Origin of the sequence: Nonomuraea sp. NPDC050663, from assembly GCF_044456985.1 — a bacterium.
Classification (GTDB): domain Bacteria; phylum Actinomycetota; class Actinomycetes; order Streptosporangiales; family Streptosporangiaceae; genus Nonomuraea.
Window position 1 is genome coordinate 133,385 of record NZ_JBITGL010000020.1, and the last position, 26,554, is coordinate 159,938.

The window sequence follows — 26,554 nt, forward strand, 5'->3', positions numbered from 1 at the left end:
GTGAAGGTGATCAAACTGGGTGCGGCCGGAGCGGCCGGCGGAGTGCTCGCCGCGGCACTGGTCATCCCGGCCGTCGGCGGTGCTGGGCTCGCGGCCAGGAACGTGGCCACCACCTTCGTCGACCTCCCGCCCGCCCCGCGGGAGGAGCCGTTGTCGCAGGTCACCACCCTGCTCGACAAGAACGGCCGCCGCTTCGCGCAGTTCTACGAGGCCAACAGGACCACCGTGCCCCTGTCGAAGGTCTCGCCGGTCATGCGCAAGGCCATCGTCGCGATCGAGGACGCCCGCTTCTACGAGCACGGCGGCCTCGACGTCAAGGGCACGCTGCGCGCCGCCCTGACCAACACCCAGGCCGGAGGGGTACGGCAGGGCGGATCGTCGCTGACGCAGCAGCTCGTCAAGAACATCCTGGTCGAGAACGCCGAGACCGACGCCGAGCGCAAGGACGCGACGGCGCCGAGCCTGGCCCGCAAGATCAGCGAGCTGCGCCTGGCCCTGGCCATGGAGGAGAAGTACCGCAAGGACGAGATCCTGGAGCGGTACCTGAACATCGCCTACTTCGGCGCCGGCGCCTACGGCATCGAGGCGGCGGCCAACCGCTTCTTCTCCGTCCCGGCGGCCAAGCTGTCGTTGTCGCAGGCGGCCACGCTGGCCGGGGCGGTGCGCACCCCGTTCTCGACCGACCCGTCGCTGGGCTCCAAGCAGCGCCAGAAGCTGGCCGAGCGCCGCGACACCGTCCTGGACCGCATGGCCGAGCTCGGCGTGATCACCGCCAAGTCGGCGGCCGCGGCCAAGAGGGCTCCGCTGGGCCTGCGCATGACGCCCGTGCCGGGTGGCTGCGAGGCCAGCCGTTATCCGTTCTTCTGCCTTTACGTGCAGCGTGAGCTGCTGTCCAACCCGGTCTTCGGCAACACCGTCCAGGAGCGGCGCCGCCGCCTGTCGCGCGGTGGCCTGGTGCTGCGGACCAGCCTCGATCCCACGGCCCAGCGGGCGGCGGAGCGGGCGATCTCCTCGCGGGTGCGCCCGCAGGACACCGAGGTGGCCGCCGAGGCGATGGTCGAGCCGGGCACCGGGCTGATCCGGGCGATGGCGGCCAGCAAGAAGTTCGGCCGCAACCCCGGCGACAGGAACAACGGGCCGCGCACCACCTACAACCTGCCCGCCGACGTGGCGCACGGCGGCGGCATGGGCTTCCAGGCGGGCTCCACGTTCAAGGTCTTCACCCTGGCCACCGCGCTGCAGCAGGGCTGGCGCTTCAACCAGGGTTTCGGCACGCCGGGCAGGTTCGTGCCGTCGGCGGGCTTCCGCGACTGCGCGGGACACCCGGTCAACGACCCCAACGCCAAGGTCTACAACGCCAGCGGCGAGGGCAAGGGCGGGCCGCACAGCCTGTCGACCGGCACCTGGAAGTCGGTCAACATCTTCTACATGATGCTGGAGCGCAAGGTCGGGCTCTGCAACGTCGTGCAGACCGCCAAGTCCCTGGGCATCGCCCGCGCCGACGGCGGCAAGCTGCGCGAGGTGCCCACCTTCACCCTGGGCGTCAACGAGATGGACCCGGTGACCGTGGCGGCGTCGTTCGCCTCGTTCGGCGCCCGCGGCCGCTACTGCCGCCCGCAGGCGATCGTGGAGATCCTCGACCGCGAGGGCCAGCGCACCCGGATCTCGCCCGCCTGCGAGCAGGCGCTGGACCGCGAGGTCGCGGACGCGGTCAACCACGTGCTGCGCGGGGTCTTCTCGCAGGGCACCATGAAGGGCCAGAGCATCGGCAGGCCCGCCGCGGGCAAGACCGGCACCAACAACGGCTACACCTCGGCCTGGTTCGCCGGTTACACGCCCGACCTGGCTGCGGCGGTGAGCGTGGGCGACATCCGCGGCTCCTACCGCTACCCGCTCACCGGCGTGCGCATCGGCTCCCGCTACTACGGCTCCGTCCAGGGGGCGGCGCTGCCCGGCCCGATCTGGGTGTCGTCGATGACGGGCGCGTTGCGCAGCACGCGCGGCACCGGCTTCGTGGGGCCTGACATGGGCCGATTCGGCGGCGGGCACACGCCAGGCCTGGAGAAGGCGCTCAAGGCGGAGCGCCGGGCGGCGGAGGCCCGGCGATGGGGTAACAGTCCGCGATGGGTTCGGGACCGTTTGCCCCGCCTTCGCTGGTACCGTCGCCACTGACCCGTTCCGTTCCGCTTTCATAGAGGGATTCGTCACCGCATCGCAATAACGCGGTTATGTGACGGGATTGACCCGCTGTGTCAGGGGGTGGATAACTTCCGGAGGGGGTCCCCTAGCCCACGGAGTCGTAGATGAGCGATGTGGCCGCGGCCAGGCTGGTCGGACGCGACGGCGAGATGCGGATCCTGCGGGAGGTCATGACGCACCCGCCCTCCGTCGCGCTGGTCGAAGGCGAGCCGGGCATCGGCAAGACCCGGCTGGTGCGCGCCGCGGCGGCGCAGACCTGCGGGCCGGGCCGTACCCTCCTCCTGGGCCACTGCCACCAGCTGCGCGAGCCGTTCCCGTACGGGCCGGTCTTCGAGGCGCTGCGCGACCTGCCGCAGGAACGGCTCGGCGAGCTCAGCCCCGTCACCGGGGCGCTCCACGCGCACCTGCCCGAGCTCCTTCCCGTGCTGCCGCCCGCGCCGCCGCCGCTGGCCGATCCCGGGGCCGAGCGCCACCGGCTGTTCCGCGCGGTGCGGGAACTGCTGGCCGCCGCCGGCCCCGCCGTACTGATCATCGAGGACCTGCACTGGGCCGACGACGGCACCCAGGACCTGTTACGGTTCCTGACCGGTCGCCCGCCAGAAGGCCTGGCCCTGGTGCTGACCTACCGGCGGCCCGCCACCGGGCTGCCCCTCGGTTACGCCAACGTCGTCGTCTCCCTCCAGCCGCTCGACGCCCGCGACGTCGGCCTGCTGGCCGCCGCCCTCCTGCATCGCTCCGACCTGCCGCCCGACTTCGCCGGGCGCCTGCACGAACGCACCTCCGGCATCCCGTTCCTGGTCGAGGAGGTGGTGCGGGCGCTGGGCCCGCAGCAGAGCCTCGAACAACTGCCGGTCCCGCTGCTGCTGCGCGAGGCCACCGCCGAGCAACTGGCCCGCCTGTCCCCCGCCGGGCTGGCCGTCGCCCGCGCCGCCGCCGTCCTGCGCCTGCCGGTCGGCGAGGGCCCGCTGGCCGTCGTCGCCGGCGACCTGGACGGCCTGGTGGAGGCGCTGCGGCTGGGCGTGCTGCACGAACACGGCGACGGCCGCTACGGCTTCCGCCACCCGCTCGCCCAGGAGGCCGCCTACGCCACCATCCCCGGGCCGGAGCGCCGCCAGGCCCACGAGCGCGCGGTGGCCGCCCTGGCGGACGCCGACCCTCCGCCGCTGGTGCAGCTCACCTTCCACGCGCGGCGCGCCGGCGACCTGAAGGCGTGGCTGGAGTACGGCACGGCGGCCGCGCAACGCGCCGCCGCGATCGGCGACACCCCGCTGGCCGTCGAGGTGATCGAGAGCCTGCTGGCCGATCCCGACCTGCCCGCCTCCGAGCGCGCGCCCCTGGTGCTGCAGCTGAGCAGGCTGGCGATCGCGGGACTGTCGCACCGGCGGGTGATCCGGCTGCTGCGCCACCTGCTGTCGGACGAGGAGCTGTCGCGCGACCTGCGCGGCGAGGCCAGGCTGGCGCTGGGCATGATGCTCTCCTTCCAGGTCGGCGAGGTGGCGACCGGCCGCCCGGTCCTGAAGGCCGCCCTGCGGGAGCTGGAGGACCAGCCCGCGCTGGCCGCCCGCGGCTGGGCCAGCCTGGCCATGCCGGGCTGGGGCGGCGAGCACGTGTCGGTCCAGGAGGAGTGGATGGCGCTGGCCGAACGGCTGGCGGCCGCGGGCGGCGACCCGGAGCAGAGCACCGCGGTGCAGGCCAACCGGGCCGCGCTGGCGATGGCGATGGGCTCGCCCGAGGTGCTGGAGCTGGCGCCGCGCCTGCCCGTGCACGACCCGTCGGCCGCCGTGCGGCGCCAGGTCGCGCGCGCCTACTGCAACCTGTACGACCTGTCGGCCACGCTGGGCCTGTTCACCCTGGCCAAGGAGTACGGCAGCGTCGGCATGCCGCTGGCCGAGGAGGTGGGGGCGCCCTTCCCCGCCTTCCTCGCGCAGGGGGTGGCGTTGCGCATCGACTGGATGACCGGCCGGTGGGAGGGCCTGGCCGCGCGGGCCGCCGCGCTGGTCGAGGAGACCGCCGACCTGCCCTTCAGCGGCGTCGAGGCGCACCTGGTGCTGGGCTGGCTGTCGATGGCGTCCGGCGAGTGGACCGAGGCCGAGAGCCACCTGGCCGCCGCCGGCGTCAACCAGCCCGACTCCATCTACGTGCCGATGGTCTTCGCCGCCTGGGCGGGCATGATCGAACTGCACCTGGCCAGGGGCAACCCGAAGGCGGCTGCGCGGGAGGCGGACCTGGTCGTCGAGAGGCTGCGGCGCAAGGGCGTGTGGGCCTGGGGCGACCAGCTGGTGCCCGCCGCCGTCTCGGCCTACCTCGCCGTGGAGCGCTCCCACGAGGCGGAGGTGCTGGTGGAGGAGCTCGCGCTGGGCATCGAGGGCAAGATGGCGCCCTCCGCCGCCGCCGGGCTGCATCTGGCGCGCGGCCTGCTCGCCTCCGGCGATCCCCCTCGGGCCGCCGAGTGCTACGCCCGGGCGCGCGCCGCCTACGCCGCCATGCCCCAGCCGTACGCGGCCGCCAGGGCCGGCGAGGCCGAGGCGGGTGCGCTGCTGGCGCTGGGTGACCGTACGGCGGCCGCGAACGTGCTGGCCGAGGCGGCGGAACGGTTCGCGGCGCTGGGCGCGACCAGGGACGCGGCCCGCTGCAGGCACGCCCTGCGCGAGTACGGCGTGGCCGCGCCCGCGCCCAGGCGCACCGGGGTGCTGTCCCAGCGCGAGCGGGAGGTCGCCCGCCTGGTCGCGCTGGGCCGTACGAACAAGGAGATCGCCGAGGTGCTGTTCCTGTCGAGACGCACTGTCGAGACCCACGTCGCGACCCTCCTGCGCAAACTCGGCGTGCGATCGAGAACCGAGATCGTGGTTCCGGCTGAGGATCAGTCAGCCGGAACCACGACGGGTGATCACTAGACGGTGATGCTCCACCAGTCCAGGATTCCGGTGTCGCCGGCGTAGACGTCCTCGATGTACAGGACCCAGGTGCCGGCCGCCTGCTGGGTCACCGGCACCGAGAAGGTGCGGGTGCCGAAGACGGAGCAGGAGGTGCCGCCGGGGGCCCGGAGCTGGTACCACGTGCCGTTCGGGCCGCGCAGCCAGATCCCCAGGTCCTCGATGCAGGTGTGGTTACTGGTCACCGAGAGCCGGACCGGCGACTGCGCCGTCCCTGTCGCGGTGGAGGTGATCGGCGACTGGATGTAGGTGTAGTCGCGGATCGTGTAGTTGGTGTCGTTGCGGAAGGTCCGGCCGGGCTGGGTGCCCTGCACGGTCAGCGAGTAGACGGTGGTCTTGCTGCCGCTCGCACCGGCGCCGGTGATCGTCACCTGGTAGCTCCCCGCGGGGGTGGAGGCCGTGGTGCTGATCGTCAGCGTGCTGTTGTTGCCGCTGGTGACGCTGGCCGGGTTGAACGAGGCGGTGGCCCCGCTGGGCAGCCCGGAGGCGCTGAGGTTGATCGTCTGCGCGTTGCCCTGGGTGGTCTGGGTGGTCACCTGGGTGGTGACCGCCTGGCCGGCCTGGACGCTGCCGCTGGACGGGTTGGTGGCGATGGAGAAGTCCTGGCCGGGAGTGGAGGTCCCGACCGCGAGCTTCCAGATCGCGTAGGCCGCCGCGTCGGCCGCCCGGTCCAGCACGGTGTCGTTGATGTTGCTGACGGTGTCGCACGCGGCGTGGTAGCAGCGGTCGTAGGCCTGTCCCGCCGTACCGCCCCACTTGGCCGCCTGCGCCGTGGTCTTGGTGGCGCTGGCGCCCGCGGCCACGCCGGAGGTGGCGATGCCCGCGTTGCGGAAGGAGGCGTCGTCGGAGCGGTTGGCGCCCTCGGTGTTCTCCTCCGGCTGCAGGCCGCGGGCGTCGTAGAACGCCTTCAGATGCTGCGCGGCGGTGGTGTTGATGTTGTTGATGAAGTAGCCGCCGTTGGGCGAGCCCACCATGTCGTAGTTGTGGTAGACCTGGATCGCCTGCCGCTCGGCGGTGGTGAGGGAGGCGATGTAGCCCTCGGAGCCGTTCAGGCCCTGCTCCTCGTCACTCCACCAGCCGAACCTGACGTGCTTGGCCATCGTGGGGTTCTGCGTGGCCAGGGTCAGGGCGACCTCCAGCAGCGCGCTGGAGCCCGACGCGTTGTCGTTGATGCCCGGGCCGGCCGAGACGCCGTCGAGGTGGGCGCCGGCCATGACCACCTGGTTGGTGTCACCGCCGGGCCAGTCCGCGATCAGGTTGGGTCCCGCGCCGGAGGTGCAGGTGGAGCCGCAGTTCTGCCGCCTGGTCGTGTAGCCGGCCGCCTGCAGCTTCTGCTCGATGTAGGTGACGCTGGCGGTGTAGCCGGGTCCCGTCGAGCGACGGTTGCCGCCGTTGTTGGAGGCGATCGTCCCGAACTGGTTCACGTGCGCCTTGACGTTGGCCAGGCTGATGTCCGGCGGGTCGGTCGGGGATGGCCCGGAACCGACGCGCAGGGAGTAGGAGGCCGTGTGCGTGGCCGTCTGGCCGGTGCCCGTGATCGTCACCGTGTAGGTGCCTGCGGGGGTCGATGCGGACGTGGAGATGGTCAGCGTGCTGGAGTTGCCGCTGGTCACGCTGGCCGGGTTGAAGCTCGCGCTCGCCCCTGAGGGCAGGCCGCTCGCGGTCAGGTTCACCGTCTGCGCGTTGCCCGAGGTCGTCTGGGTACCGACCGTCGTGGTGGCGGACTGTCCCGGCTCGACGGTGCCCGAGGTCGGGTTGGTCGAGATCGAGAAGTCCTGGGACGGCGCCTGGCAGGTGGGCTCGCCGGACTGGACCGGGACGCTCACCGCGTTCCAGGCGGCCTTGGTCGTGGCGCACTCGGCGCTGTTGGCGCCGTAGAGCTCCACCGCCGCGGCCAGGCTGGCGCTGCGCACGTTGGCGTAACGCCAGGACGAGGTCTTACGGCCGAGCGCGCCCATGAAGATCTTGCCGGCCTTCTGGATGCCGACGCCGGTGACAGAGGAAGGTCCACCGGAGCAGATCGGGCTGTTCGGCTTGCCGCCGCCGGGGCTGGAGCCCTCGGCGAGCAGGTAGAACCAGTGGTTCAGCGGTCCCGCCGCGGCGTGCACCTCGGTGCTGGGGATGCTGCTGGACCAGCAGTTCGGGTCGCCGACGCGGCTCGGGTCGAACATGTACCTGATCGGGCCCTGGCCGACGAGGTTGACCTCCTCGCCCACCTCGTAGTCCGCCGGGTCGTTGGCGTTGGCGGCGTAGTGCTCGGTGAGCGCGCCGAAGATGTCTCCGGTGCCCTCGTTGATGCCGCCGTTCTCGTTGCCGCTTCCTGCGCCGCCCGGCGTCGTCTGGAAGATGGCGTGGCCGTACTCGTGGGCGACCACGTCCATCGGGGTCACCTGGCGCTGGCTGTCCTGGGAGCGGCCGAAGTTGGTGTAGCTGCCGTTCCAGTAGGCGTTGACGTCCGCCAGGCCGACGCGGGCCGGGAAGCCCCTGCCGCTGCCGTCGATGCCGTTGCGGCCGAGCCACTCGCTGAGCATCTTCCACTCGGTCTGCGCGCCGTACAGGGTGTCGACGCAGGCGGTCTCCAGGTTGGTGCCCTGGCCGTTGCCCCAGACGTCGTCGGGACCGGTGTAGGCCGAGCCGTTCTGGCCGCCGCACTGGATGCCGGGGCGGCTGGTGTCGACCATGCGGTAGGTGCCGCTGGCCTGGCTCGTGTCGATCGTGACGCTGCCGTTGTAGTAGCCGCTGCCCGAGCCCGCCAGGGTGCTCGACAGGGTGCCCTGCGCGCTCGTCTTGACGCTGACCGGGCCCTGGACGGCGCTGCGCGCACCGAAGTTGCTCAGGCGCACCTCGTCGTAGGAGTCGGCGATCGCGCCCGACCTGGCGTCGACGAACACGTGCTGCTTGCTCGGCTTGCCCGCGGCCACGCCGTGCACGACGGTCTCCCAGGCCAGGATCGGCTGCGCGCCCCAGGCCAGCACGACCAGCCTCGGGGCCTCGGACAGGTCGACCTTGTCCAGCTTGGCGCGGGAGATCCGCGCCGCGCGCTCGGCGTTGACCCTGGGCCGGATGCTCAGGTTCTCCGGGCTCGGCCCGCTGGCCGCGGTGGTGTCCTGCACCTTGCCTTCCGAGTCGGTCACCACGACCGCGTCGCCGCCCACGACGGGCAGGCCCTTGTAGGTCCTGTCGTAGGAGACGTAGAACATGCCACTGGCGCCGGCCGTCACGGCTCGGCGCCAGTAGGTCTCGTCGGGACCCTTGCGTAAGGCGTCCAGGCCGCTGGAGACGGCCTGGTCGGCCCCAGCGGCGGCGCGCGCCCCCGGGTCTGCTGCGGTCAGGCTGGGTCGGGGATCTTTCGGCGGTGCCGCCGCCACGGCGGTCGGGGAGATCGCCAGGGCGGCTGTGGTGGCCAGCCCGGCGACAGCCGCGAGGAGGGCTTGTCGTCTCACTCGCCAGCTCCTTTCATGGTTGCCTCCACGCCTGACCCTCGTGGGGGCAGGCGTGGACGCTTTCTGGGGGGTGAGGTGAGCTAGGCTCACCTGGCGGCTTGACCGTAGATCCTCACTGGGTGGCAGGACATCCGTATCGGGATCGGTATCCGTACGTAAATGCCCGCCCGCCTTGGCGAGCTTCGAGGATTACGTACTACTGAAGGCGTTGCGTAGGCCCCCCGGAGGAAGCATCCTTACTGGGCGTCCTGACAACGGGAGCCGGTGAGGGGCGGCTCGCGGGGCCAGCCCGTACAATCGCGCCGGTGAGCCCGCAGCGCAGCAATCGCCTGGCCCTCATCGAGGGCGCCCTGCGCTGCCTGGAGCGCCTGCCTCCCGAGCGCATCACCGCCCGGGTGATCGCCGAGGAGTCGGGGGCGAACGCGGCCTCGATCAGCTACCACTTCGGCTCCAAGGACGATCTGATCACCGAGGCGGTCATCCTCGGCCTCGACCGGTGGTTGTCACGCATCGCCGCCGAACTGACCGCGGTGTCGGAGCCCGACCGGCTGCGCCAGGCGGGCGACCTGCTGGAGATGAGCCGCCACTCCGGGCTGGCCGCCCACCTGCTCACCTCGCTGGCCAAGGCGCAGCACGACGAGCGGGTCAGGGGCCTGCTCGCCGAGGGCTTCGCGCGCACGCGCCCGGCGCTGGCGGCGGTGCTGGGCCTGGGCGACGACCTGGCGGGGCACGACGCGGCCGGGCTCGTGCTGGCGATGTTCAACGGCCTGCTGTTCCAGTCGCTGCTCGACCCCGCGCTCGCGCCGGAGGGCGCGCGCATGCGCCAGGCCCAGGCCCGGCTCCGTACGGCGCTGCCGCAGGCAGGAACCTGAGCCCCTGCGCGGCCGGCGCTAGTGCGGCGCTAACGGCGCGCTAGCGGGCTGCACCACGATCACCGTCTGTGTCTCTCGTGCAAGTGACGTGCCAGGTCCTGCTCGCCGTGGTGTTCGCGGTCTCCGCGTTCACCAAGGTGCGCGGTAGGGCGTCCTTGCGCGGGTTCGCGTCCTCCCTGACCACGGTTCCCCGGCGGATGCGGACGGCGGTCGCCGTCGCCGTGGCGGCCGCGGAGGCCGCGGTGCCGTTCCTGATGGCGGTTCCCGCGCTGGGCCTGGCGCTGAGCGGCCTGCTCCTCGCCGGATTCACCGCGGTGATCGCCGTGTCGATGCGCGCCGGGACGCGTGTTCCGTGCCGCTGCTTCGGCGGCTCCGCGCAGCCGCTCGGCCCGGTGCATCTCATGCGCAACACGCTGCTGCTGGCGGTGGCGGCGACGGGCTGGATCGCGCACACCCTGCCGGGCGGGGATCCGCCCGTGGCCGGCCTGGTCGTCGCGGGCTCGGCCGGTCTCGTGGGAGCGGTCCTGCTGATCGCCTTCGACGACATCGCGAATCTGCTGAGGGAGAGGATCTGATGGCGTATCTGGTCGCGGCCGTCGTGCTGCTGGGCCTGCTCTGCCTGGTCAACCTGCTGCTCACGGTCGGGTTGATGCGCCGGACGGGCCGCCTGTCCGCGCAGGCGCGCAGGTCGCCGGCCGGTGACGGGCTCGCCGTCGGGGAGGCGTTCCCCCGCGAGGTGATGCGCGGCCCCGGTCTCATCGGCTTCTTCGCCCCCGGCTGCGAGCCGTGCGAGGAGATCCTGCCCGGGTTCGCCGAGCTCGCCCGGCGCACCGACGGCGAGGTGATCGCCGTGCTGGCGGCCGAGACGGAGCAGGAGGCGGCCGGATACGCCGAGGTCCTGGCCGGGGCGGCGCGCGTGGTGGTGGAGCCGATCCACGGCCCCCTGCAGCAGGCGCTGGACGTCAGCGCCTTCCCCACCGTCTACGTCGTCGACGCAGAGAACCGGGTGAGCGGCACGGATCTGGACCTGAGCTTCCCGGCCAGGGCATGAGGGAGGCCGCCGCCGTCGCCCTCCGGACTGTTCCCGGGCTGATGGCCGCGCACGTCCTGGTCATGCTGGTCCAGGCGGTCGCGCCGATCGCGGTGGCCTGGCTGACCAAGACCGTCGTGGACGGCCTGGCCGCGGGAACGCCGGTCGCCGGCCTGGTCTCCGTCGCGGTGGCGCTGGCCGCCGCGGGCGTGGCGCTGGCGGCTCTGCCGCACGTGGCCCAGTACCTCGGCAACCAGATCGGCAGGCAGTTCACCGCCCACACCACCGACCGGCTCTTCCTGGCCACGCTGCGCTTCTCCGGGCTGCGGCGCTTCGAGGACCCCGACTTCCACGACCGGCTGCGGATGGCGCAGGCGAGCCTGTCGTCCGGGCAGGCGGTACTCACCGGCGTGCTCGGCACGCTCCGCGACGGCATCACGCTCCTGGGCATGATCGGTTCGCTGCTGGTCGTCAGCCCCGCGCTCACCGCGATCGTGCTCGCCACCGGCCTGCCCATCCTGGTGGCCCAGCTCCGCCTGTCGCGCCGGCGCGTGTCGGTGTTGTGGGAGGTCAGCCCGACCGAGCGCCGCCAGATGTTCTACGGCGACCTCCTGGTGACCGTCGAGGCCGCCAAGGAGATCCGCCTGTTCAACAGCGGCCGGTTCCTGCGCGGCAGGATGATGAGCGAGTTGCGGGCCGCCAACGCCGCCCATCGCGGCATGGATCTCAAGGCGCTGTCCGTGGAGGGCTCCCTGACCCTGCTCACGGCGGTGGTCGCCGGGGGCGGCCTGGTGTGGGCGGTGACGGCGGCCGCCGCCGGCACGCTGACCGTCGGGGACGTGTCGCTGCTGGTCGCCGCCGTCGCCGCCGTCCAGAGCTCGCTCAACGGGATGATCGGCAGCGTCGCGGCCCTGCACGAGGACCTGCTGATGTTCGGCCACTACGTCGCCGTCATCCGGGCCGAGCCCGACCTGCCGATTCCGGCGGACCCCGCGCCCATGCCCCGCCTGCGTCACGGCATCCAGCTCACCGACGTGTGGTTCAGGTACAGCGACGAACATCCCTGGATCCTGCGCGGGCTCACCCTGTTCGTCCCCGCCGGCGCCGACGTGGCGATCGTCGGGCTCAACGGCGCCGGCAAGAGCACGCTGATCAAGCTGCTGTGCCGGTTCTACGACCCCCAGCGCGGCTCCATCACCTGGGACGGCATCGACATCAGGAGCGTGGATCCGCAGGAACTGCGCTCCCGCATCTCCGGCGTCTTCCAGGACCACATGGACTACGACATGTCCGCCAGGGACAACGTGTCCATCGGCTTCACCGCGGCGCGCGACGACCTCGAGCGGGTCCACGACGCCGCCGCGGCGGCGGGCGTGGGGCAGACGCTCGCCGCGCTGCCGCAGGGCTACGACACCCTGCTGAGCCGCATGTTCTTCGGCGAGGACCAGTCCGATCCGGCCACCGGCGTCGTGCTTTCCGGCGGCCAGTGGCAGCGTACGGCCTTGGCCCGCGCGCTGTTCCGCGGCCAGCGGGACCTGATGATCCTCGACGAACCCAGCTCCGGGCTCGACCCGGAGGCCGAGGCGGATGTGCACGCCAGGACGCGCAGGCAGCGCAACGGCTGCACCAGCGTGCTCATCTCGCACCGGCTCAACACCGTCAGGGACGCCGACCTCATCGTCGTCCTCGACGGTGGAGTCATCACCGAGGCCGGACGCCACGAGACGTTGATGGCGTCCGGCGGGTCCTACGCGCGGCTGTTCCGCCTGCAGGCGAGCGGCTACCAGGAACCCGAACTCGTTTCCTGAAGAATCCGAAGGAGCACAGCTCATGAAACTGATCGAGAACCTCGCCGACCGGATCCTCTCGGCGATCGTCCGGGAAGTGCCGGCCGGGGCGAGTGAGTGCAACTACCAGTACAAGTGCCTGACCACCTGGTGCAAGGCCGGCTACAGCTCCATCAAGTCGATACAGAAGGCCAAGAGGCTCGTGTGCTACCGGGGCAACGGCGTCGTCACGTACTCGGGGTGGAAGCGCTACGGCGGTTGCGGCTCCTGCTAGGGCCCCGATGGCCTTCCTGGCGCTGGGGGCGGCCGTGCTGTTCGGGCTCGCCGCATGGCTGCGCCGCACCTACACGGTCGTCCGCGTCGACGGGTCCAGCATGGCGCCCGCCCTCGTGCACGGGGAGCGCCTGCTCGCCAGGAGGGTGCGGTCCGGCGGGCTGCGACGCGGCCAGATCGCGGTCGTGCGCAGCCCTCTGCCGATCGGCGAGCCGTACCTCGTCAAAAGGATCGCCGCGCTGGCGGGCGATCCGGTTCCTGACGCGGTACGGCGGGCCGTCCCCGGCGAGCGCGTGCCGTACGGGCGGGTCGTGCTGCTCGGCGACAACGCCGCGGCCAGTTACGACTCGCGCGAGCACGGCTGTTTCCCCGCCGGCGACGTGCACGCCGTCATGACACGGCGGATGCGCCGCCCGCCGGGACGAGACCGCCCTGGAGGACGGCCCGCTGGAGCAGCTTGAGCTCGTCGGAGGGTTCGATGCCCAGCTCGTCGTCGAGCAGGTCGCGGACCCTGCGGTAGGCCGCCAGGGCCTCGCCCCGGCGGCCGGCCATCGCCTGCGCCCTGATCAGGGTCGCCCACAGGCACTCGCGCAGCGGGTGGGCGCGGACGAGCCGTTCGAGGTCCGGGATGACCCGGCTCGGGGGGCCGACGCGCAGGTCGGCTTCCAGGAGGAGCTCGCGGGTGTTCGCGCAGATCTCCGCCAGCCGTGCCCGCTCCTGCCGGACGAACGCGGAGTCGGCGTCGGGCAGCAGCGGGCCGCGCCACAACGCCAGCGCCTCCCGCAGCGACTCCGCTGCCGGGCCCGGCTCGTTCCGCGCGAGCCGGGCCGCGCCCGCGGCGGCCGACCTCTCGAAGCGGGTGGTGTCGAGCGCCCCGTCGGGGATGTCCAGCACGTAGCCCGATCCGCGGGTGGCCAGCCGCACGCCCAGCGGTTCGAGCGGCGCGAGGGTGCGCCGCAGGCGGTAGACGTACGTCTGCAGGCTCGTCCTGGCCGTGGCGGGGGCGCCGTCCTCCCACAGTTCCTCGATCAGCCGGTCGATGGTCGTCATCCGGCCCTGGCGCAGCAGGAGCGTGGCCAGGACGGCCTGCTGCTTGGCCGCCCCGACCACGATCTCCCCGCCAGGTCCCGCCACGGTCAGCCGTCCCAGCAACGTGAACACACGATCACCTCCGGGGCCACAGCATGCAGGGCCCCGGTATGTCTCCGGTATGTCCAGGTATCCGATGAACGGCGCTACTTCAGCCCGTAGGCCCGCTGGATCGTCTGCTCGATCGTGTTCCCTTCCGCGTCGGTGGCCGTGGCGCGCAGGCCGACGACGCCGCCGGTCCCGGCCAGCGGCGGGTGGGTGATGGTGCCGGCGAAGGCGTGCTCGCCCCTGGCTCGCATGGGCACCGGCCGCCAGGTGGCGCCGCCGTCGAAGGTGACGGAGAGCGTCAGCCCGGTCAGCCTGGCGTCCTTCACGCCGAACGACCCGTGGTAGCCGGTGACCGTGATGCGGTGGTCACGGCCGGCCGGGAGCCGGTTGTCCAGGTCGAGGTCAAGGTCGTAGCTGAGGTTGAGCCTGCGCACCGGCGCGCAGGGCGCCAGGGTCTGCCGGACCAGCCAGCCCGCGCACAGGCCGTCGGTGAGGTCCGCCATCCCGGTGTCCGGGCGCTTGGACCGGAAGGTCCAGGCCGTCTCCACGTCGGTGGCGAACTGCTGGCCCGAGTTGGGCGTGTGGAAGGTGTCGGTGAGCCGGTATCCGGCCTCCTCCTGCGCCAGCGGGAACGTCGGCAGCTTGAACTGGAAGATGGAGAGCACGGCCGTCTTCTCCTCCAGGGGCACCTGCCTGCCGTCGCGGTAGAGGCGCATCTCGTCCTTGCCGCCCGACCACGCCGACGCGTTGGCGCTCCAGGTGTAGGCCTCCTGGTGGTTCGGCTCCGGGCCCATGATCGGCACCGCGGCCGTGAACAGGTCCTCGGTCCTGCACGGGAAGCAGGTGACCAGGCCCGAGGCGACCACGGCGTCGGTGAGGCGGACCGAGCCCGGCACCCTGGGCTGCATGCCCCACTTCTCGGTCCTGCGTCCCGGCCCGGTGAAGACGTCGAGCGCGGTCGCCGTGTAGCCGGTCCTGGCGGGATTGGCCTCGTCGTAGCGCATCCTGACATCCCTGGTCCACGCCACGCCGGGCGTGACGGGTCCGACGTACTCGGTCATGACGGTCCGCGCCGGCCACCGCCCGCCCAGGTTGAACGGCGCGGGAAAGGCGCGCGAACCGGTGGTCAGCGCGGGATTCCAGCTCATGGCGATCGAGCCGGGCTTGTCGGAGTGGAAGCGGTTGTCGATCTCGTAGAGGTTCTTCCCGCCCACCCGATAGTCGAGGGAGGAGGGAATGCGCCCGCGCTCGGGGAAGACCAGCGAGTACTGGTAGGGCGAGTTCGGGGTGCCCTCGACCTGGACTCGGACGGACCTGCCCGCCAGGGCCCTGCCCTGCTCGGCGGGCAGGCTCATGGTCGGGATCGGGTAGAGCGCCCAGCTGCCGGCCGGGTCGAGGAACGCGCGGCCCGACGCGCCGTAGCCGAGCACGGCCACCGCGCCGGCGTCCGCCAGGGCCTGGACGCGGTCGAGGCCGTTGCCGGAGCAGGTCGACTCCGGGCAGAGGTCGCCGAGGTCGAGCAGGGCGAGCCTGCCCTTCACGTCCAGACCCGACAGGTCGGTGCCGTGGCCCACGTCCACCAGCCGGAGGGACCGCCTGCCGGAGAGCTTGACGACCTCGGGTTCGACGTGGAGGTAGCGGGGGTCGAGCCGCAGTCCGGCCGCCTTCATCGTGATGAGCGGCGCGCCCTGCCAGAACTGGCCGACGAGGTCGAGGCTGCCCTGCGTGACCTGCTCCGTGGGCAGCATCCAGTAGTGGCGCAGCCCGTACGCCGGCGGGGACGTCAGCAGGTCCGTCGAGTCGCCGTTGGCCGCGATGCGCCGCAGGGTGTAGTGGGCCAGGTAGGTCTCGCTCGGGCGAGAGGTCTGGACCGTGACCTTGCGGGCCTCGCGCAGGTCGAGGGTGACGGAGGTGTCCTGCTCGACCCTGATCTCGGGAGCGGTGGGCAGGGCCTCCTGCCATTCGCCGCCCCGTCCGCGCCAGGCGACGATCGTGCCGGCGCTGAAGGAGCCCGGGTAGACGCTCACCTCTGCCTCGGGCGCCGCCTCGGCCACGTGGAAGGAGTCGAGGTCGTCGCGCTCGTCGGTGCGCATGAACAGCCATCCGGCGGAGACGGTGCCGGCCGCGCCGTCCGGCATGATCATCTTGGTCCTGAGCTTGACCTTGCGCGGCTCGACGAACGCGCCGACCGCCGTACGGACGCTCACGTCGCCGCCGGTGGCCGCCACCGCGCCCTCGTACCAGGTCGCCGGGCCCGACGGGTCGAAGGTGACGGCCACCGCGGCGCTGCCGCGGGCGGGGACGGTCACCGTGTCGCGGTCGAGCGTGAGCGTGCGCTCGGGCGCGGTGCCGCCCTGGTGCGCCGCGACGCTCGCGCGCAGGGCCAGCGTCACCGGCTGGTCCCCGTCGTTGGTGTAGGTGATCGTCCTGGTGACCGGGCCGCTCTGCGGGAAGGCCAGGAAGCCGAAGTCGAGGTTGCCGGATCCGCGCACCCGCTGCGTGACGGCCCTGGCCACGTCGATGCGGCCGGCCCCCTGCTGGTAGGTGGACAGGCCGTTGTCCCTCGCCGTGCCGATGAGCGCGGCCTTCAGCTGCTCGTTGGTCCAGCCCGGGTGCTGGCCGGCCAGGATGGCCACGGCGCCGGACACGTGCGGGGCGGCCATCGAGGTGCCGGACGCGCCGGTGTGCAGGTCGTCTACGGGCGTGCCCATCGTCGTGCCCCGCGCGCGGGCGGCGACGATGCCGACGCCAGGCGCGACCACGTCGGGCTTGAGACCGTAGTCGAACGGGGTCGGTCCCCTGCTGGAGAACGGCGCCAGCCGCTCCTGGCCGTCGACCGCTCCGACCGTCAGCGCTGCCGCCGCCGATCCCGGCGAGTTGATCCTGCGGCTGGCGCCGTCGTTGCCCGCCGCGACGACGAACAATGCGCCCGTCTCGGCGCTCAGGGTGTTCAGCGCCTGGTTGATGGGGCCGTTCTGGTCTTCGTACTCACCGCCGATGCTGATCGAGACGACCTTGGCCAGCGGGGCCGCCCACTGCATGCCCGCGATGACCTGCGAGGCCGTGCCGAAGCCCGCCGAGCTGAGCACCTTGCCCACCAGGAGGGTGGCTTCCGGCGCCACGCCCACGTACGGTCCGCCGGAGCCGGCGATGGTGGAGGCGACGTGGGTGCCGTGCCCGTGCCCGTCACGGGCGTCGGGATCGTCGGTGAAGTTGGCCGTCGCCCCGATTCTGCCCGCCAGGTCGGGGTGGTCGGGGTCGACGCCGGTGTCGAGCACGGCGACCTTGACGCCCTGCCCCTTGAACCCGGCCGCCCAGGCCCGGGGTGCGCCGATCTGCGCCACGCTCTTGTCGAGCACCGGCCTCATCCTGCGGTCCAGCCAGATCGCCACCGGGGCGGCGTCCTTGGCCGCCGACCAGAACCGGCCCGTGCCCTTCTTGTCGACCTGTACGGCGGCGCCGCCGATGCTGGCCAGTGCCAGGGGCGAGGCCGTGGCGGGGAGCGCGTCCGCCTGGGCGGTCGCCGACCTGCCTGCCGTGCCGTACTGGATGATGACCGGCAGGGACGGGGCCTCGGCGTCGGTGTAGCCGTTGGCGGTCAAATAGGCCACGTCGAACAGGCCCTTGTCGAGCTTGCGCGAGGCGACCAGGCCCATCGCGTCGGAGGGGAAGACGTAGTAGGAGGCGCCCGTGCGCTGCATCGCGAACATCACGGGGGCGCCACCGGTGCGCTCGGCCGGTGTGACCCGGGCTCGCGGGGTGCCGTCGGGGGCGGTGCCGTACGTCACCACGTCACCGGTGATCAGGGTGACCTGCTTGGTCTGGTCGGGGGGTGCTGCGGCTTCGGGGGCGGGCTGCTCCGGGGTGGGAAAGGCCATCCCCATCGACAGGACCAGTCCCACCGCTGTCAGCCCGGCGAGCGGCCGGCGAACCATGGTTCTCCTCGGGTCGTTCAAGATCGTGCACGGAAAACATGGCATTTCGCGCTCAATCCGGAAAGATCACCTTTCGTCCTCTTCCCGCCGTTGGCGCGAAGAGGACACCATGGGCGCATGCTCGAACCCCTGGGCCTGACGGCGGCCGAACAGGCGCTGTACGAGCGGCTGCTGCGGGCCTCCCCCGTCGCCGCGGCGGAGCTGGAGGAGCACGCCGCCCTGTGCGCGCGGCTCCAGGAGCTCGGCCTGGTCACCCTGCTGCCGGAGGACCCGCCCAGGTACGCGGCGGTCGCGCCGGGCATGGGGCTCGACGCCCTGCTCAGGTCCAGGACCAGAGAGCTGACCGCCGCCCGCGCGCGCATCGCCGGGCTTTCCGCCGCCTTCCACCGGGCACGCGTCGAGCGGGAGCCCGCCGGGCTGGTGGAGGTGGTGATCGGCAGGCCGGCCGTGATGGAGCGCTTCGACCGGCTGCAGCGCGACACCCACCGCTCCATCCGCGTCCTCGACGCCCCGCCGTACGCCGGGGTCGTCGGCGAGAACGCGCTCGAGTTCGAGCTGCTCGCGCGGGGCGTCGACTACCGGGTCATCTACGACAGGAAGGCCATGGAGCAGCCGGGAGCCCTCGCGGTGGTCACCGACTACATCGCGGCGGGCGAGCACGCCAGGGTCGGCGAGGTGCCGATGAAGCTGGTGCTCAACGACCGGCCGATGGCGATCCTGCCGCTCAGGCACGACCTGCACATGGCCGAGTCGGCGCTCGTCGTGCACGACCCGGCGGTGCTGGAGGCGCTGGCCGCGCTGTTCGAGATGAGCTGGCAGCGGGCGATGCCGCTGGGCATGCGGCACGGCCTGGCCAGGCTGCCCGAGACCAGGAGCCCGGCCGACGCGCACGCGGACCTGCTCCCGCTGCTCATCGCCGGGCTGACCGACGCGGCCATCGGGGCGCAGCTCGGGTGGAGCGCGCGCACCGTGCGCAGGCACGTGCACACGATGATGGCGCAGCTCGACGCCCAGACCCGGTTCCAGGCGGGCTACCAGGCTGTCGTGCGCGGGTGGTTGTCGTGACGCTGGCGGCGCTCGGGCTGGGGCCCGCCGAGGAGGAGCTCTACGAGCTGCTCGTCGAGTGCTCGCCCGCCACCCTCGACCAGTTGGCCGCCTTCGCCCACCCCGCGCTGCCCGTCCTGCTGGGCACGCTCGAGGCCAGGGGGCTGGTCAACCGCCTCCCGGACGACCCGGTCCGCTACGTCGCCGTCGCCCCCGACGTCGCGCTCGACGCGCTCCTGACCGTGGCGGAGGAGGGCCTGTCCAGGGCCAGGGAACACGCCGCCGAGCTGGACGACGCCTTCCAGCGCCGCGCCGCGGGACACCAGCCGCCGCTCGTCGTCGAGGTCATCACCGGCGCGACGGCCGTACGGCAACGCCACCTGCAACTCCAGCGCGCCGCCCGCCACCAGGTGCGGACCTTCTCCCGCCCTCCCTACTTCGACCGCCGCCCCAGCGTCGACGCCCAGCGCGAGCTGCTGGAGCGCGGCATCACCAGCCGCGTCATCTACGAACGCGACTTCATCGACCGGCCCGGCGCGTTGTGGCAGATCGAGGAGATGATCGGGGCGGGGCAGCTGGCCAGGGTGCTGCCGGCGCTGCCGCTGAAGACGTACCTGGTGGACGACCGGTTCGGGCTGATGGTGCTGCGGTACGAAGCGCCCGACTCGGCGGCGCTGCTCGTGCATCCGTCAGGGTTGCTGGAGGCGCTGAGCAGGCTGTTCGAGGGCATGTGGGAGCGGGCGCTGCCGATGCGGCTGGCGGGGCCGCGCGAGGCGCCCCAGGACGACGAGCGGCTGATCGCGCTGCTGCTGACGGGGCTGACGGACGAGGCGATCGCGCGGCAGCTCGGCATCGGTTATCGCACGGCGCAGCGGCGGATCGCGGAGCTGATGGGACGGCTGGGGGCCCGCACCCGCTTCCAGGCGGGCGTCCAGGCGGCCAGGGCGCAGGGCGGGGTTAACGGCGAGGTGTGAAACCTCCTGACAGGCGAGCTTTCTCCCGCGCGATCGCCGGGCCAGAATGAATCATGGCCGGCAGCCCGCTCGTCGAAGGCGATCCCCACCGTATCGGCGACTACGTCCTGGCGGGACGGCTCGGCGCGGGCGGCCAGGGCGTGGTGTTCGAAGGGTACGGCCCCGACCGGGCCCGCGTGGCGATCAAGGTGCTGCACGCCGACGTGTCCGCGCTGCGCCCGATGAACGGGGAGGTGGCCGCGCTCCTGCGGGTGGCTCCCTTCTGTACGGCTCGCATCATCGAGTTCGATCTCGACGCCGCCCGGCCGTACCTGGTCAGCGAGTTCGTCCCCGGCCCCAGCCTGCGCGCGGTCGTCCAGGAGCACGGGCCGCTGCAGGGCGAGGAGCTGTACCGGCTGGCCGTGGGGATCGCCACGGCGATGGTGGCCATTCACAACGCCGGGGTGGTGCACCGTGACCTGAAGCCGGACAACGTGCTGCTGGGCCCCGGCGGGCCGCGCGTGATCGATTTCGGCATCGCCCGGCTGCTCACCGGCACGGTCTCCTCCGCCGCCCACGGCCCCGTGGGCACGCCGATGTACATGGCGCCCGAGGTCCTGCGCGGCTCGGCCGCCGGTCAGGCGGCGGACGTGTACGGCTGGGCGGCGGTGATGCTGTACGCCGCCTCCGGCCGCCAGCCGTACCGCGCCCACGCGCCCTTCGCCGGGCTGCCCGAGCCCGTGCGCTCGCTCGTCCTGTCCGGGCTGGCCGAACACCCCCAGGGCCGGCCGGACAGCCGCGACCTGCTCCTGCGGCTGCTCGACCACCGCCCCGACCCCGCTCGCCTGATGGAGGCGGGACGCGCGGCGGCCGGCGTCGTCGGCCCGAGCGGCGGCGCCGCGGATCCGCCGCTCGGCGAGCGCGCGGAGCGGGTCTTCCTGGCGCTGACCCCGGCCGAGCAGGCCGCGGCCGCCGGGGTGCTGCTGCGATTACTGGGCCCGGACGACCGGCTCAGGACCGCGCCCCCGGACGAACTCGGTGACGATCCCGCCGGGCGCGCCGTCGTCGAGGCCTTCGTCCGCGCCCGCATCCTGGCCGCGTCCGGCGACGGCGTCCGCATCGCCGCCCCCGCGCTGCCCGTCGCCTGGCCCCGGCTGACCGGCTGGCTCGACGAGGAGCGGCCCGGTCAGGCCGACCACCACCGCCTGCGCGAGGCCGCGCGCGTGTGGGCGGCGAACGGCCGCAGGGACGCCGACCTGGACCAGGGCTCCGCCCTCGAACGCGACAACCGCTGGGCGGCCGGAGCCAGGCGCAACCTGCGGCTCAACACCCTCGAACGCGACTTCCTGGCCGCGTCGTCCGCCCTGGCCGGACGGCGGGTGCGGCGCCGCCGGCTCCTGCTGATCACGCTCGCGCTGCTGCTGTCGCTGACCGCGGTCCTGGCCACGCTGGCCGAGACCCAGCGCCGGGTCGTCACCGCCCAGCGCGACGAGGCGATCGCCCGCGGCCTGGCGGCGCGTGTCCCCTCGCTGCGCACTCTCGCCCCGTCCACCGCCCAGTTGCTCAGCGTGGCCGCCTGGCGCATCTCGCCCGTGGCCGAGGCGCGCATGAGCCTGCTGTCGTCACTCGCGCAACCGCAGGTGGCTCTGGGGATCAAGGGACCGTATCTCGCGGTCGCCGATCACGGCCACATCCTGTCGTGGGACAGCGACGGGGCGGAGATCTGGGACCCCGGTTCGCGCACTCGCGTCGCCGCGATCCGCTTCCCCGGCTGCTGCGCGAACTCCTTCCTCAGCCCCGACGCCTCCACGCTCCTGACCATCGAGGCGTCCCAGACCGTCACCCGCGTCTTCGACGTGCGCAGCGGCAGGCTCCTCGGCGAGGAGGCCGCGATCGGCAACAGCGCCGTCTTCAGCGCCGACGCCCGCCGCGCGGCGACCTTCACCTACACCTCCGGCAGGCCGATCTCCGTCTTCGACCTGACCCGCGGCACCCGGGTGGCGGAACTGTCCAGGAAGAACGTCATGGCGCTCGCCCTGTCCCCCGACGGGTCCACGCTGGCGATCGCCACGGAAGGTCGCGGGGTGGAGCTCGTGGACGTCGCGTCGGGCCGGACCTTGCTCGAGTTCACGGTGCCCGACGCGGCCGAGGAGGGCGAGCAGGAAGTCACCCGGCTGAGCTTCACCGCCGACGGGAGCACGCTCGTCTCGAACAACGGCGAGCTCCGATTCTGGGACCTCGCCTCCGGCTCCGGCTCCGGCTCCAGCTCCGGCTCCGGCTCCGAACGCATGGAGCACGCGGGCAACGGCCACGTCACCCACCAGTTCGCTCTCGACGCGAGCGGACGATGGCTGGCGACCGCCGACGGGCAGAGCATCCGGCTGTGGGATCTCCGCACCGGCCGCCACGCGATCGTCATGTCACCGCTGCCGGAGACACTCCAGGAGATGGCGTTCGCCGAACAGGGGCGCAGCCTGGTGGTCCTGCCCGGGAAGAGCGAACCGCTGTCCGTCGACCTCGCCCCCTACACCGCTCCCCCGCAGTTGCCGGGCGTGGGCCAGGAGGCCACGGCCGGCGCCCTGTCGATGCGGTCCGGCCGGGTCGCCCTGGCGGCACCGGACGGCATCCGCGTCTGGGACCTGCACTCACGCCGCCGGATCGGCCCCACGACCGTCTACACCGCGGCCCCGCCCTCCGCACCACCCTCCACCTCGCCCTCCGTGCCGCCCTCCACACCACCCTCCACACCACCCTCCACACCACCCTCCACACCACCCGCCTCGACGAGCACGTCTGCCTGCACCGGAGGGGACGACCCCTTCCAGGAGGTGAGCCTCAGCCCGGACGGAACCCTCCTGGCCGCCATCACCCCCAACGACGCGGTCCGCATCAGCGAGGTCGCCACCGGCCGCGAGGTGGCCCGCCTCGCCGACCGCCCCGCCCGCCGGCCGGGCGACACGTGGGAGCTGCAGGCCGTCGCCTTCAGCCCGGACGGCACAACCCTGGTCGCCTCCGGCGCCCACCGCGTCCCGCCCGGATGCCACCAGGCGCAGCCCGTCACCCAGACCTGGACCGCCCGCTCCGGCTGGCGGCACGCCCACACCACACCCGGCGCGCGCGGCCCGTACGCCTTCACCCCGGACGGCACGCAACTCGTGGCGGTGGACGACGACGGCCTGGTGCTCATCGACCCCGCCACCGGCCGCATCCGGTGGCGGGCCGACACCAGCCACCTGGTCATCGGCCTGTCCGGTCTCACCGCCGACGGCCGCTCCGCACTCGTGGGCGCGGACGCGCTCTACCAGGTGGAGCTCGGGACGGGCAGGCTGCACGACTCTCCGCTCACCGGGAGGTACGGGCTGCAGTCAACCGCCCCCGCCCCTGACGGCCGCACCCTGGCGGCAACCGACGTGGGGAACCGGGTCCGGCTGGTGGACTCCGTGACGGGGGACGTCTCGGACCTGGCGTTTCCTGGCTGGGGTGATTCCGTGGTCGCGCTGGGGTTCTCTCCGGATGGGGGGACGTTGCAGGTCGTGACCGGTTCGGGCGCTGTGCATTCGCATGTGACGGATGCTGAGCGGGCGGTGGGCCTGTTGTGCGCGCGGGTGGGGCGGCAACTCACTCGGGGTGAGTGGGAGCAGTACCTTCCGGGGGTGGCCTATCGGGAGGTGTGCTGAACGCCTGCGGGCCGAAGAACTCCTCGTCCGTTTCGGCGACCATCGCGTCGATCTCCCCGTCCAGGCCGACGCTGCGGGTGATGGCTCATGTGGCGCGGGCAGCCGATCACGGCCGCGTTCTCTTGACAGGCGGTGGGGGTGTCGAGGTGCTGCCGGCAGGTATGGGGGCGAGCAGCGGCGCTCGAGGCTGAGGGCCGGTGCGGCGCAGGACGCTTAGGCGACGAGCTCGATGGCGTGCTTCACGACGCCGCAGCCGCGGTTCACCCCACGCCCGGCCTGTCCACGCCTGGTTCGCCCGCGCCCCGCCTGGTGACGGTCGGCCTGGCAGCGCTCGGCTTGCTAAAGGCCCGTGCCGCTACCCTCGCCACCTCCCGAGGCTTCCTCGCCGCGACGACCCGTCACCCGACCTCCTGCACCTCCTCGGCCAAGCGGGGAATGTCCGCCACGTCGTAATACACAGGCAGCCCACGACGCCGCGCGGTGGCGACGTCCTGGTCGGCCCCCGTGGACTCGCCGGGCAGCCGCAGCACGCCGTCGCAGTGGCCGAGCAGCCGGTCGGCGGCCGGATAGAGCACCTGTTCCGCCAGCGGATCGGTGGGCCCCGCCCCGGCGGAGTGCAGCACCGGCAGCGCGATCCACTCCCCGATCACGGGCAGGTGTCCGGCGGCGAAGATCGGCCACGCGGCCTCCTCCAGCCGGGCGAGGTTGGCGGCCATGGCCTGCGGATCGCCATCGGTCCCTGAGCGATACGGGCCGGCGATGAGGATGAGCATCGGTCTGTCTGTCATGACCGCTACAATACATGCATAAACGTGCAAGAACAGGAGACAACGTGAATGCTAGCCGCTGAGAGACGCGACCACCTGCTCGAACTCCTCGCCCGCCAAGGCAAGATCGTCGCCAAGGATGTGGCCGCCGACCTGGGCATCTCCGAAGACAGCGTGCGGCGCGACCTGCGCGACCTCGCCGCCGAAGGACTGTGCCAGCGCGTCTACGGCGGCGCACTCCCTGTCTCACCCGCCGTAGCCGACTACGCGGCCCGACAGACCGTGACCCCGGACGGCAAGCGCAAGGTCGCCGCCGTCGCCGCAGGGCTGGTACGGCCCGACGGCGCCCTGATCCTCGACGGCGGCACCACCGCCCTCGCCCTCGCCCACGCGCTCCCGAAGGAGCTCTCCTGCACGGTGATCACCCACAGCCCGACGATCGCCGCCGCCCTGCTGGACCACCCCCGGGCAGAGTTGTTCCTGCTCGGCGGCCGCGTGTTCAAGCACTCGGCGGTCACCTGCGGCGCCGCCGCGGTCGAGGCCGCCCAGAACGTCTCCGCGGACCTCTGCCTGCTCGGCGTCACCGGCGTCCACCCCGAGGTCGGCCTGACCACGGGAGACGCGGAGGAGGCGGCGATGAAGCGCGCCCTGTCCGCGCGGGCGGCGGACACCTACATCCTCGCCTCCTCGGAGAAGCTCGGAACCGCCTCCCGTTTCCGCGTGCTGCCGTGGGAGAAGGTCAGCGGCGTGATCACGGACGCCGACGCGCACCACACGGTCGTCGAGCAGGTCAGGGCGCTCGGCGTGGAGGTCCTCACGGCAGGCTGACCATCAAATCCTCAGCGGCGGCCTCCAGACCTTGATGCAGCCATCCGGTTGCCATAACATAGCAACCGGCCGGTTGCTATTTACTGGAGGCTGCTGTGGCATTCCCCGACCGGATCGAGCGAAGCGTGGTGCTAGCCAGCCCACCTGAGCAGGTATGGGCCGCCCTCACCACATCCGAGGGCCTGTCGTCCTGGCTCGGCGAGAACGTGACCATCGACCTGCGACCCGGCGGGGCCGCCCAGCTGACGGTCAGCAGCGGACGCATCGTCGACATGCGGATCGCACGGGTCGAGGAACCGACGGTGTTCGGATTCACCTGGCGGCTCCCCGATCTCCCCGAAGGCGATCCCCGCCGCACCTACGTCGAGTTCACCCTCGAAGCGTCCGGCTCCGACACCCGCCTGCGAGTCGTGGAGACCGGGTTCGCCCAACTGCCAGACGGCTTCCGGAGCAAGACCCACGAAAGCCACATCGAAGGATGGGCGAGCAAGCTCGACGTATTGGCCGACCGCCTTGCCGCCGCCTGACATCGAGGCGATCGCGGAGCAGGTCTTTCACGCCCTGGCCGACCCCACCCGGCGGGCGATCCTGGCCACGCTCGCCACACAAGGCCCCGCCACCGCCACCGACCTGGCCGACCGCCTCCCGATCACACGCCAGGCGATCGCCAAACACCTCGCCCTGCTGACTGACGTCGGCCTGGTGAGCCCGGAACTCGGCGAGCGGCGGCGCGTGCGTTACCGGCTCCAGTCCGCACCCGTACGGCTCGCGCAGCAATTCCTGGCAGCGCTGGCCCACGACTGGGACGACCGCCTCCAAGCACTCGGCAACCACCTCGACAGGAGTGCACCTGTCCAGGGTCACGACGATCGGCATTCGACCTGAAAAGGACCTGACCATGACAAGCACTGCGGACTACCAGACGACCGTGCGGGTGAAAGCCTCCCCCGACGCTCTCTTCGACGCGCTCACCACCACCACGAGTCTCGCGGCCTGGTGGAACCCCGTGACCGGATTCGGCACGACCGGCGGCGAGCTCCGGTTTCACATGAACGCCCCCGATCCCCTCGTGATCCAGGTAGACGAGGCGACCCGGCCGACGTCGGTGCGATGGACCGTCGTCGACTGCCCCTTCCTGCCCGACTGGATCGGCACCCGGCCCACGTTCACCATCACTCCGGGCGACGGCGACGCGGCCGAGCTCTTCTTCCGCCACCAAGGCCTGAGTGAGGAACTGGAGTGCTTCGGCATGTGCACCCGCAGCTGGCAGCACTACATGACGAGCCTGCGTGACTACCTGGAGAGTGGCGGTGGAAGCCCGTTCGGCAGCCCCGCTGACCTCGCCCGCCGCCAAGCGCACATAGCCGCCACGTCCATCCGCTAGGAGGTCCTCGTCCCCTCAGCAGCGTGCGTGCTGGGTTCCCCGCGGCAACTCGTCATCACGGGTGTCACCAACCCATGCCATCGACGTTGGGGTGCTGGCGGAAACCCAACCCAAACCGCCATAGAGAGGCCCGCCCGAGCACCCCGCACGGGTTGTCGATGGCCCCCAGGCCATCGACCCCGGGGGTGGGGGGGGGGGGGGGGGGGCCCCCCCCCCCACAAAACACCCCCCCCCCCCCCCCGCCCCCCGGGCCCCCCCCCCCCGGCCCCCCCCCGCGCCCCCCCCCGCCCCT

The 26,554-nt window shown here is 72.4% G+C and carries 19 protein-coding genes; 15 read left to right on the forward strand and 4 right to left on the reverse strand.

All coding sequences use genetic code 11. The features are described from left to right. Entirely contained in the window at positions 1–2,172 is a 2,172-nt protein-coding gene (locus tag ACIBH1_RS41510; RefSeq protein ID WP_397319567.1) for a transglycosylase domain-containing protein, read from the forward strand. 131 nt (positions 2,173–2,303) lie between these two features. Beyond that, a complete protein-coding gene (locus tag ACIBH1_RS41515) occupies positions 2,304–5,093 on the forward strand; it encodes an ATP-binding protein (RefSeq protein WP_397319569.1) in 2,790 nt (929 codons plus the stop codon). Here ACIBH1_RS41515 and ACIBH1_RS41520 read toward each other — a convergent pair. After that, positions 5,090–8,575 (reverse strand): M28 family peptidase, encoded by a 3,486-nt coding sequence (locus tag ACIBH1_RS41520; protein WP_397319570.1) that lies wholly within the window; start codon positions 8,573–8,575, stop codon positions 5,090–5,092. The genes ACIBH1_RS41515 and ACIBH1_RS41520 overlap by 4 nt on opposite strands. Before the next feature lie 305 nt (positions 8,576–8,880). Here ACIBH1_RS41520 and ACIBH1_RS41525 point away from each other — a divergent pair, with 305 nt between their 5' ends. The 6 genes from ACIBH1_RS41525 to ACIBH1_RS41550 all read left to right on the forward strand — a co-directional run bounded on the left by ACIBH1_RS41525 (position 8,881) and on the right by ACIBH1_RS41550 (position 12,998). Continuing rightward, positions 8,881–9,447: a TetR/AcrR family transcriptional regulator gene (locus tag ACIBH1_RS41525; RefSeq protein ID WP_397319571.1), complete on the forward strand. Its 567-nt coding sequence runs from the start codon at positions 8,881–8,883 to the stop codon at positions 9,445–9,447. A gap of 68 nt (positions 9,448–9,515) precedes the next feature. Continuing rightward, a complete protein-coding gene (locus ACIBH1_RS41530; RefSeq protein WP_397319572.1) occupies positions 9,516–10,022 on the forward strand; it encodes a MauE/DoxX family redox-associated membrane protein in 507 nt (168 codons plus the stop codon). After that, on the forward strand, positions 10,022–10,498 hold the full coding sequence (locus ACIBH1_RS41535) for a TlpA family protein disulfide reductase (protein WP_397319574.1): 477 nt from the start codon (positions 10,022–10,024) through the stop codon (positions 10,496–10,498). The genes ACIBH1_RS41530 and ACIBH1_RS41535 overlap by 1 nt, the downstream gene beginning before the upstream one ends. Then, positions 10,495–12,285 (forward strand): ABC transporter ATP-binding protein, encoded by a 1,791-nt coding sequence (locus ACIBH1_RS41540; RefSeq protein ID WP_397319575.1) that lies wholly within the window; start codon positions 10,495–10,497, stop codon positions 12,283–12,285. Before ACIBH1_RS41535 ends, ACIBH1_RS41540 begins: the two co-directional genes overlap by 4 nt. 22 nt (positions 12,286–12,307) lie before the next feature. Then, a complete protein-coding gene (locus ACIBH1_RS41545) occupies positions 12,308–12,538 on the forward strand; it encodes a hypothetical protein (RefSeq protein ID WP_397319576.1) in 231 nt (76 codons plus the stop codon). A gap of 7 nt (positions 12,539–12,545) precedes the next feature. Continuing rightward, positions 12,546–12,998, forward strand: coding sequence for a S26 family signal peptidase (locus ACIBH1_RS41550; RefSeq protein ID WP_397319577.1), 453 nt, complete (start codon positions 12,546–12,548; stop codon positions 12,996–12,998). Here ACIBH1_RS41550 and ACIBH1_RS41555 read toward each other — a convergent pair. Together ACIBH1_RS41555 and ACIBH1_RS41560 are read right to left on the reverse strand one after the other, a co-directional pair. Continuing rightward, positions 12,928–13,698, reverse strand: a complete 771-nt coding sequence (locus ACIBH1_RS41555; RefSeq protein WP_397319579.1) for a BTAD domain-containing putative transcriptional regulator — start codon at positions 13,696–13,698, stop codon at positions 12,928–12,930. The genes ACIBH1_RS41550 and ACIBH1_RS41555 overlap by 71 nt on opposite strands. Before the next feature lie 74 nt (positions 13,699–13,772). Continuing rightward, a complete protein-coding gene (locus ACIBH1_RS41560; RefSeq protein WP_397319580.1) occupies positions 13,773–17,609 on the reverse strand; it encodes a S8 family peptidase in 3,837 nt (1,278 codons plus the stop codon). A 117-nt stretch (positions 17,610–17,726) separates the two neighbouring features. Here ACIBH1_RS41560 and ACIBH1_RS41565 point away from each other — a divergent pair, with 117 nt between their 5' ends. From ACIBH1_RS41565 to ACIBH1_RS41575, 3 genes are read left to right on the forward strand one after another with little or no spacing between them, the layout of a single operon-like run. Then, a complete protein-coding gene (locus ACIBH1_RS41565; RefSeq protein ID WP_397319582.1) occupies positions 17,727–18,674 on the forward strand; it encodes a transcriptional regulator in 948 nt (315 codons plus the stop codon). After that, positions 18,662–19,627: a transcriptional regulator gene (locus tag ACIBH1_RS41570; protein ID WP_397319583.1), complete on the forward strand. Its 966-nt coding sequence runs from the start codon at positions 18,662–18,664 to the stop codon at positions 19,625–19,627. The genes ACIBH1_RS41565 and ACIBH1_RS41570 overlap by 13 nt, the downstream gene beginning before the upstream one ends. 53 nt (positions 19,628–19,680) lie before the next feature. After that, positions 19,681–23,283, forward strand: coding sequence for a protein kinase (locus ACIBH1_RS41575; RefSeq protein ID WP_397319584.1), 3,603 nt, complete (start codon positions 19,681–19,683; stop codon positions 23,281–23,283). Between the two features lie 398 nt (positions 23,284–23,681). Here the strand turns inward: ACIBH1_RS41575 and ACIBH1_RS41580 are convergent, their stop codons facing one another. Next, the gene (locus ACIBH1_RS41580; RefSeq protein WP_397319585.1) at positions 23,682–24,071 is read right to left on the reverse strand and encodes a hypothetical protein; all 390 of its coding nucleotides are present in this window, start codon (positions 24,069–24,071) and stop codon (positions 23,682–23,684) included. 48 nt (positions 24,072–24,119) lie between these two features. Here ACIBH1_RS41580 and ACIBH1_RS41585 point away from each other — a divergent pair, with 48 nt between their 5' ends. The 4 genes from ACIBH1_RS41585 to ACIBH1_RS41600 all read left to right on the forward strand — a co-directional run bounded on the left by ACIBH1_RS41585 (position 24,120) and on the right by ACIBH1_RS41600 (position 26,262). After that, complete coding sequence (locus tag ACIBH1_RS41585; RefSeq protein ID WP_397319586.1) at positions 24,120–24,878, forward strand: DeoR/GlpR family DNA-binding transcription regulator; 759 nt, start codon at positions 24,120–24,122, stop codon at positions 24,876–24,878. A 95-nt stretch (positions 24,879–24,973) separates the two neighbouring features. Continuing rightward, positions 24,974–25,405, forward strand: a complete 432-nt coding sequence (locus tag ACIBH1_RS41590; protein WP_397319587.1) for an SRPBCC domain-containing protein — start codon at positions 24,974–24,976, stop codon at positions 25,403–25,405. Further along, positions 25,392–25,763, forward strand: coding sequence for an ArsR/SmtB family transcription factor (locus tag ACIBH1_RS41595; protein WP_397319588.1), 372 nt, complete (start codon positions 25,392–25,394; stop codon positions 25,761–25,763). Before ACIBH1_RS41590 ends, ACIBH1_RS41595 begins: the two co-directional genes overlap by 14 nt. A 13-nt stretch (positions 25,764–25,776) precedes the next feature. Continuing rightward, complete coding sequence (locus ACIBH1_RS41600) at positions 25,777–26,262, forward strand: SRPBCC domain-containing protein (protein ID WP_397319589.1); 486 nt, start codon at positions 25,777–25,779, stop codon at positions 26,260–26,262. The last annotated feature ends 292 nt before the right edge of the window (positions 26,263–26,554 follow it).